The 8,005-nt window shown below is 71.4% G+C and carries 7 protein-coding genes; all 7 read left to right on the top strand.

The features are described 5' to 3' along the window. The first annotated feature begins 46 nt into the window (after nt 1-46). The 7 genes from P1P70_RS35925 to P1P70_RS35895 are packed head-to-tail and all read left to right on the top strand — an operon-like array spanning nt 47 to nt 7,886. Complete coding sequence (locus tag P1P70_RS35925) at nt 47-1,015, top strand: complex I subunit 1 family protein (RefSeq protein ID WP_319245266.1); 969 nt, start codon at nt 47-49, stop codon at nt 1,013-1,015. A gap of 2 nt (nt 1,016-1,017) precedes the next feature. Beyond that, on the top strand, nt 1,018-1,584 hold the full coding sequence (locus tag P1P70_RS35920; RefSeq protein WP_319245264.1) for an NADH-quinone oxidoreductase subunit I: 567 nt from the start codon (nt 1,018-1,020) through the stop codon (nt 1,582-1,584). Beyond that, complete coding sequence (locus P1P70_RS35915) at nt 1,581-2,252, top strand: NADH-quinone oxidoreductase subunit J (RefSeq protein ID WP_319245261.1); 672 nt, start codon at nt 1,581-1,583, stop codon at nt 2,250-2,252. The genes P1P70_RS35920 and P1P70_RS35915 overlap by 4 nt, the downstream gene beginning before the upstream one ends. Next, nucleotides 2,252-2,674 carry an NADH-quinone oxidoreductase subunit NuoK gene (nuoK, locus tag P1P70_RS35910; protein WP_319245260.1) on the top strand — a complete coding sequence of 141 codons (423 nt, stop codon included), beginning with the start codon at nt 2,252-2,254 and terminating at the stop codon, nt 2,672-2,674. The genes P1P70_RS35915 and nuoK overlap by 1 nt, the downstream gene beginning before the upstream one ends. Continuing rightward, nucleotides 2,671-4,680, top strand: a complete 2,010-nt coding sequence (locus tag P1P70_RS35905; RefSeq protein WP_319245259.1) for an NADH-quinone oxidoreductase subunit L — start codon at nt 2,671-2,673, stop codon at nt 4,678-4,680. The genes nuoK and P1P70_RS35905 overlap by 4 nt, the downstream gene beginning before the upstream one ends. Nucleotides 4,681-4,686: 6 nt before the next feature. Continuing rightward, entirely contained in the window at nt 4,687-6,318 is a 1,632-nt protein-coding gene (locus tag P1P70_RS35900; RefSeq protein WP_319245258.1) for an NADH-quinone oxidoreductase subunit M, read from the top strand. Then, nucleotides 6,315-7,886 (top strand): NADH-quinone oxidoreductase subunit N, encoded by a 1,572-nt coding sequence (locus P1P70_RS35895; protein ID WP_319245256.1) that lies wholly within the window; start codon nt 6,315-6,317, stop codon nt 7,884-7,886. Before P1P70_RS35900 ends, P1P70_RS35895 begins: the two co-directional genes overlap by 4 nt. The last annotated feature ends 119 nt before the right edge of the window (nt 7,887-8,005 follow it).

Raw genomic sequence — 8,005 nt, 5'->3', positions numbered from 1 at the left:
CCTCCGAAGGCACCCCCAACCCCGAACCCCCCACAGGAGGCACGCAGTGAACGACGCTCTGGACGTCGCCCTGCGACTCCTCATCGTCCTCGTCGTCTTCCTGACCTTCCCCTTGATCATCGGCCAGACCGAGCACAAGGTGATGGCCCACATGCAGGGCCGCCTGGGCCCCATGTACGCCGGCGGCTTCCACGGCTGGGCCCAACTCGTCGCGGACGGCGTCAAGTTCGCCCAGAAGGAAGATATCGTCCCGGCCGGCGCGGACCGCCGAGTCTTCCAACTCGCCCCGGCCGTCGCCCTCCTCCCCTACCTCCTCGTCCTCCTCGCCATCCCGATCGGCCCGGGCGAGGGCGCCGTCGGCGAGGTCATCGACGCGGGCGTCTTCTTCGTCCTCGCCGTGATGGGCGTGGGCGTCCTCGGCTCACTCATGGCCGGCTGGGCGTCCGCCAACAAGTTCTCCCTCCTCGGCGGCCTGCGCACCGCCGCCCAGCTCCTCGCCTACGAACTCCCGATGCTCCTCACGGCTGCCTCCGTCGCGATGGCGGCCGGCACGGTCTCCCTCGTCGGCATCGTCGACGCCTTCGAGTGGTGGTGGCTCCCCTGGCAGATCGTCGGCGCGATCGTCTTCTTCGTCGCCGGCCTCGCCGAACTCCAGCGCCCGCCCTTCGACATGCCCGTCGCCGACTCCGAGATCATCTTCGGCGCCTACACCGAGTACACCGGCCTCCGCTTCGCCCTGTTCCTCCTCGCCGAGTACGCCGGCATCGTCGTCCTGTGCGGTCTGACCACCGTCCTCTTCCTCGGCGGCTGGCACGGCCCGTGGGGCGCCGAGGGCCTCGGCTGGGTCTGGACCCTCCTGAAGACCGCCGCCCTCGCCTTCGTCGTCATCTGGCTCCGCGTGACCTACCCCCGTCTGCGCGAGGACCAGCTCCAGAAGTTCTCCTGGACCCTCCTCGTCCCCCTCTCCCTCGCCCAGATCGCCCTCACCGGCATCGTCAAGGTGGTGATCCGGTAACCATGGCCCCCATCCCCGGCAGCGGCCTCGCCAAAGGTCTGGCCGTCACCCTCCGCACGATGACGCGGAAGACCGTCACCGAGCAGTACCCGGCCGTCCAGCCCGAGCTCCCGCCCCGCACCCGTGGCGTCATCGGGCTCTTCGAGGAGAACTGCACGGTCTGCATGCTGTGCGCCCGCGAGTGCCCGGACTGGTGCATCTACATCGACTCCCACAAGGAGACGGTCCCGCCCGCCGCCCCCGGCGGCCGCGAGCGCAGCCGCAACGTCCTGGACCGCTTCGCCATCGACTTCGCCCTCTGCATGTACTGCGGTATCTGCATCGAGGTCTGCCCCTTCGACGCCCTCTTCTGGTCACCCGAGTTCGAGTACGCGGAGACCGACATCCACGAACTCACCCACGAGCGCGACAAGCTCCGCGAGTGGATGTGGACCGTCCCCTCACCACCGGCCCTCGACCCCGCCGCCGAGGAACCCAAGGAACTGGCCGCCGCCCGCAAGACCGCCGAGAAACTCGCGGCATCCCAGGCCGAGCCGAAGCCGGACACCCCCGGGGGAGCGGACTCATGACCCTCGCCCAGGCATCCCACGACGCCCTCGCCCAGGCCCCCCAAGGCTTCCTCTCCCCGACCGGTGTCGAGATCGCCTTCGTCCTTGTCGGCCTCGTCACCCTCGGCGCCGCGCTCGTCAGCGTCACCACCCGGCAGCTGGTGCACGCCGCCCTGTGGCTGGTCGTGGCGCTCGGCGGCCTCGCCGTCGAGTACCTCCTGCTCACCGCGGAGTTCATCGCCTGGGTGCAGGTCCTCATCTACGTCGGTTCCGTCGTCGTCCTCCTCCTCTTCGGACTGATGCTCACCAAGGCCCCCATCGGCCGCTCCCCGGACGCCGACTCCGGCAACCGCTGGGCCGCCCTCACCGTGGCCGTCGCCTCCGCCGCCGCCCTCGTCTGGGTCGTCGTCGACGCCTTCCGCACCACCTGGATCGACCTGGACGGCCCTGCCGCCGGCTCCACGAAGGCCACCGGCGAGAGCCTCTTCCAGAACTGGGTCCTCCCCTTCGAGGCCCTCTCCGTCCTCCTCCTCGCCGCCCTGGTCGGCGCGATCGTCCTCTCCCGCAAGGCGAAAGCGGACGCGCCCCCCACCGACCCGAAAGCCCCCCGCACGCCCAAGGCACCCCGCACGCCCGAGGCCGCCGCCGACCCCACCGGACCCGAGTCAGCCAAGGGAGGCGCCCGCTGATGCATCTCGCCTATCCCGTCGTGCTCTCCGCCCTCCTCTTCTGCACGGGCCTGTACGGCGTCCTCGCCCGCCGCAACGCGATCCTCGTCCTGATGTCCGTCGAACTGATGCTCAACGCGGTCAACCTCAACCTCGTCGCCTTCGACGTCTGGCTCAGCAGGACCGCCGAGGAGACCCTGCACTCCGGCCAGGCCCTGACCCTGTTCACGATCACCATCGCCGCCGCCGAGATCGGCATCGGCCTGGCGATCGTCCTCGCGGTCCACCGCAACCGAGGCACCGCCGACATCGACAAGCTCCGCGACACCGCCGAGGGCCACGAGACCGACGGCCCCGAGAGCCCCGACGGCCCCGAAGACCCCGCCGCAGCCGAGGAACCCGGCCGCCCCGAGCGGAGCGAGAAGGCTGAGGCCACCGCGTGACCACGACCACCCTCGCCGTCCTCGTCCCCCTCCTCCCGTTCCTCGGCGCCGCCGCCGGCCTGCTCCTGGGCCGCACCGCCCCCGGCTTCGTCCGCCCCCTCGCCGTACTACCCACCCTGACGGCCTTCGCCCTGGCCGTCCTCGTCGCCGTACGCCAGGGCGGCGACCAGCCCGTCGACGCGGCCACCCAGCTCACCCCCACCGGCTCGGTCCCCATCGACCTCGCCCTGCACATCGACGGCTTCGCCGCCCTCGTCGCCGTCCTGGTCGGCCTGGTCGCCACCTGTGTGCAGATCTACTCGACCGGCTACCTCCGCGACGACCCGCGCTACCCCTCCTACGCCGCCCTCGTCTCCCTCTTCACCTCCGCGATGCTCCTCGTCGTCTACTCCGGCGACCTGATGGTGCTCCTGGTCGGCTGGGAGATCATGGGCATCTGCTCGTACTTCCTGGTCGGCCACTACTGGGAGACCCCGGAGGCCCGCGCCGCCTCCCTCAAGGCCTTCCTGGTCACCAAGCTCGGCGACGTCCCCTTCCTGATCGGTCTGTTCGCCCTCGCCACGGACGCCGGGTCGTTCCGCATCACGCGGATCCTCGCCACCGTCGCCGACGGCGGCCTCGACCACCCCACCCTCGTCGCCCTCCTGCTCCTCGCCGGAGTCGCCGGCAAGTCGGCCCAGTTCCCCCTCCACACCTGGCTCCCCGACGCGATGGCGGGCCCCACGCCCGTCTCCGCGCTGATCCACGCCGCGACGATGGTCGCCGCCGGTGTCTACTTCGTTGCCCGTCTCCTCCCGGTCTTCGCCGCCTCCTCTGCGGCCCTGGTCGTCCTCGCCGTCATGGCCGCCCTCACCATGGCGGGCTCGGGCCTCGCCGCCCTCGCCCAGGACGACATCAAGCGCGTCCTCGCCTACTCGACGATCGGCCAGCTCGGCTACATGACCGGCGCCCTCGCCGTCGGCGACCGCGGCGCCGCCGTCTTCCACCTCCTCTCGCACGGCGCCTTCAAGGCGCTGCTGTTCCTCGCCGCCGGCGTGATCATCCACGCCTCCGGCACCAACTCCCTGGCCGCCATGTCCCGCATGAGCCACCTCCGCGCCCGCGTCCCCGACGTCTTCTGGACGATGACCGTGGCCCTGCTCGCCCTCGCGGCGATCCCGCCCTTCAGCGGTTTCTTCTCCAAGGAGTCCGTCCTCGGAGCCGCCGAGCACGCCGCCACCGGCCACACCCTCACCGGCCCCGTCGAGCACGTCCCGGCCGCCGCAGGCTGGACCGTCCTGGTCGCCGGTGTCCTCACGGCCCTGCTCACCGCCGCGTACGCCGCCCGCCTGTGGCTGCTCGCCTTCCACGGCGAGGGCACCGAGGCCCCCGACCACGGCCGTCAGCCGCTCACCATGACGGTCGTCCTCTGGGTACTCGCCGTACCGTCCCTCGCCCTCGGCGCACTCGCCTACGGCAGGCTCCCCGGCTGGTTCGACGGCGACGACCTGGCGCCCACCCTCACCACGTCCGTCCTCGGCACGGGCGCCGCCCTGATAGGCGCTCTGGTGACGTACGCGGCCTGGCGCTCCGCCAGGGCCAAGGCGTCCCGCGCACCGCTGGGCGCGGTCGCGGCCCACCCCGACGCGGACGCCGGCACCGTCGAGGCGGAGGCCATCGCCAGCCACACCCCCGCCTACGGGGACGTGGCCTCGGCACCCGACCCTGCGGACCCGGGCCGCCTCCTGCTCGGCCCGCTGCACCGCCACGCCGCCGCCGGCTTCCACCTCGACGCCGTCTACTCGGCGCTCTTCGTCCGCCCGGTCCTGGCCGGTGCGCGTCTCGTCCGGTTCCTCGACCGCGAGGTAGTCGACACCTACGTGAGCGGCGCGGGCGCCCTGCCCCGCCTGCTGGGCGCGGCCGTACGCAAGGCCCAGACCGGCAACGTCCAGACCTATGTGAGCGCGCTGCTCGCCGGCACCGTCGTCCTGGTGGTCGCCGCCCTCGTCGTCGCCACGGGAGCGTGAGCAGGCGTGATCGATATCAACGAGTCCGTGATGCAGGTCCTTCTGGCGTTGATCGTCGTCGGCCCGCTCCTCGGCGCCGTCGCCGCTCTCCTGCCGGCCCCGCCGGGACTGAAGGGCAAGTCACCCGAGCAGGCCGTGCTCCGCCACGGGATCACCGTGACCGGCGTGGTCCTCATCGCCGCGATCGTCCTCGCGCTCGGCTTCGACCACGACCAGCCGTCGAAGATGCAGGCCAGCACGGACATCAGCTGGATCCCGGCACTCGACGTGCGCATCCACCTCGGCATCGACGGCATCTCCCTCCCCCTCCTGGTCCTGACCGCGCTGCTGACCTTCCTCTGCGCGCTCTACTCCTACTTCAAGATGCCTACGGGCCCCTCCCCGAAGGCCTTCGTCGCTCTCCTGCTCGTCCTGGAGTCCGGCACCCTCGCCACCTTCGCCGTCCTCGACCTGCTGCTGTTCTTCCTCGCGTTCGAGATGGTGCTCATCCCGATGTACTTCCTCATCGCCCGCTGGGGTGGTGAGCAACGCACGCGGGCCGCGTGGAAGTTCATCCTCTACACCCTGCTCGGTTCCGTGGTCATGCTGCTGGGCCTGCTCCTGATCGGAATCAGGGCGGGCACATTCGACATGGTGGCACTCGCCACTGACAATCACCCTGAACTGACCACATCCGTGCAGGTCATCGCCGTTTTGTCGATCGGTGTCGGGCTCGCGGTGAAGACCCCGATGTGGCCGCTGCACAGCTGGCTGCCGGACGCCCACACCGCCGCCCCGACCGTCGGCTCGGTCCTGCTGGCCGGCGTCCTGCTGAAGATGGGCACGTACGGGTTCGTGCGCATCCTGCTGCCGATCACCCCCGACGGTTTCCGCACCTTCGCGCCGTACCTCGCCGCCTTCGCGGTCGTCGGCATCATCTACGGCTCGCTCGCCTGCCTCGCGCTCGCGCGGCAGGGCGCCAAGGGCGACCTCAAGCGCCTCATCGCCTACTCCTCCGTCGGCCACATGGGCTTCGTACTGCTCGGCATCGCCACGATGACCCCGACCGGCGTGAACGGCGCGCTCTTCGCCAACATCGCCCACGGCCTCATCACCGGCCTGCTGTTCTTCCTGGTCGGCGCGTTGAAGGACCGCACCGGCACCACCGACCTCGACACCCTCGCGCGGGAGACCGGCGCCGCCCTCTACGGCAGGGCGCCCCGCCTCGGCGGCCTCCTCGCCTTCGCCGCCGTCGCCTCCCTGGGCCTGCCCGGACTCGCCGGGTTCTGGGGCGAGATGCTGGCCTTGTTCGGCGCGTTCGAACCCGCCGAGGGCCTCAGCCGCCCCGCCTTCCTCACCTTCATGACGATCGCCGCGTTCGGCACGCTCCTCACGGCCGCGTACCTGCTGATCGTGGTCCGCCGCGTGTGCATGGGTGCCGTCCCGAAGGAACCCGGAGAGGGGCCACACCGCGCGGACGGACAACCGCACGGCGTCCCGGGCGAACAGACGTACGCCCTCACGGACGTACAGACGTACGAGTTCGCGGCCTGGACCCCGCTCGTCGCCCTCACCGTCCTCGCCGGCCTCTGGCCCGCGGCCCTCCTCGGTCTGACCGACCCGGCCGTGCAGCAGCTCCTCGCAGGAGGCACCCGTTGAGCCCCTTGGCCCAACCCCCGGCCCAGGCCCAGGCCGCCCAGACCCTGGCCGAGTCGGTCGTCCAGTCCGTCGACTGGCTCGCGATCGCGCCGCCCACCGTCGCGGCCGTCGTCGGCCTCGCCGTGCTCGTCGCCGACCTCTTCACGGACGACCGCAGGAAGGCCCTGCTCGGCTGGGTCTCCGTCACGGGCCTCGCCGTAGCCCTGCTGGCCCTCCTGCCCCTCCTGGACGCCGACCGCGCCACCTTCTGCCTGACCGGCGACCCGGACGTCTGCAGCTACACCGCCGACCGATTCACCCTCGTCATCCAGTTCCTCGTCCTCGGCGGCGCACTCCTCGCCGCCCTGCTGTCCATGACGGCCCTCAAGGACGACCGGAAGAACCTCCCCGAAGGGGAGTTCTGGTTCCTGCTGCTGTCGTCCGCCGCCGGAGCCGCCCTCCTGCCCGCCTCCCGCGACCTCGCGACCCTCGTCGTCGCCCTGGAGGTCGCCTCCCTGCCCGCCTTCGCCCTCGTCGGCATCCGGCACGGCGACCGGCGGTCCTCCGAGGCGGCCCTGAAGTTCTTCCTGTCGTCCGTCACCGCGACCGCCGTCAGCCTCCTGGGCATCAGCTTCGTCTACGCCACGACCGGCACCCTCTACCTCACCGAGATCGCCGACCGCGTCCAGCACGTCGACGGCCAACTCCACACCCTCACCCAGGCCGGAGTCGTCCTCACCCTCATCGGCTTCGCCTTCAAGACGGCCGCCGTCCCCTTCCACTTCTGGGTCCCCGACACCTACGTGGGCGCCCCCCTGCCCGTCGCCGCCTACCTCTCCGTGGTCGGCAAGGCGGTCGGCTTCACCGGCCTGATCCTCGTCACCGTCGTCGCCCTCCCGTCGTACGCCGACGTCTGGGGCCCCGCCCTCGCCGTGCTGGCCGCCCTCACCATGACCGTCGGCAACCTCGGCGCCCTGAAACAGGTCTCCACGCGCGCGTACAGCGCGGTCCGGCTCCTCGCCTGGTCCTCCGTCGGCCAGGCCGGCTACCTCCTCGTCCCGATCGCGGCGGCCGCCTACGCCGACGACACCGCCGACGCCGAGAAGGCCGTCGGCTCCACCGTCGCCTACGCCCTGATGTACGCCGCCGTGAACCTCGGCGCCTTCGCCGTGGCCGCCCTCGTCGGCCGTACGAAGTCCCTGAACCGCCTCAGCGACTACCGGGGCCTCTACGCGTCGAGCCCCCTGTCCGCCCTGCTCCTGGCCTTCTTCCTGCTCTGCCTCGCCGGACTGCCGCCGGGGATCATCGGTCTGTTCGCCAAGGTCACGGTCTTCTCGGCCGCCGTCGACGCGGGCCTCGGCTGGCTCGCCGTCGTGATGGCCGTCAACGTGGTGATCGCCCTCTTCTACTACCTCCAGTGGACGGCCCTGCTGTTCCGCGCCCCCGAGGGCGACACCGCCGGCGCACCCGCACCGCACCGCGTCCCCGCCCCGCTCACCCTGGCCCTCGCCCTCACCGGCATCGTCGCCGTAGCCCTGTCCGGCGCCCCCCAACTCGTCCTGCGCTTCGCCGGCATCGGCCTCTTCTAGCGGACCACGGCCCTTCACACTGGCGGCCCACCGGCGGGGCGGCGGCGACAAGGCAACTAGTACGCCCGCTACTGCGTGTCACGCTTAGGGTAGTCGCTGTTACAGCGCGACCACTGCCA

The organism is Streptomyces sp. MB09-02B (assembly GCF_033794485.1).
Taxonomy (GTDB): Bacteria; Actinomycetota; Actinomycetes; order Streptomycetales; family Streptomycetaceae; genus Streptomyces.
The sequence above is the reverse complement of the archived record's forward strand: the minus strand, read 5'-3'. Positions and strand labels throughout refer to the sequence as shown.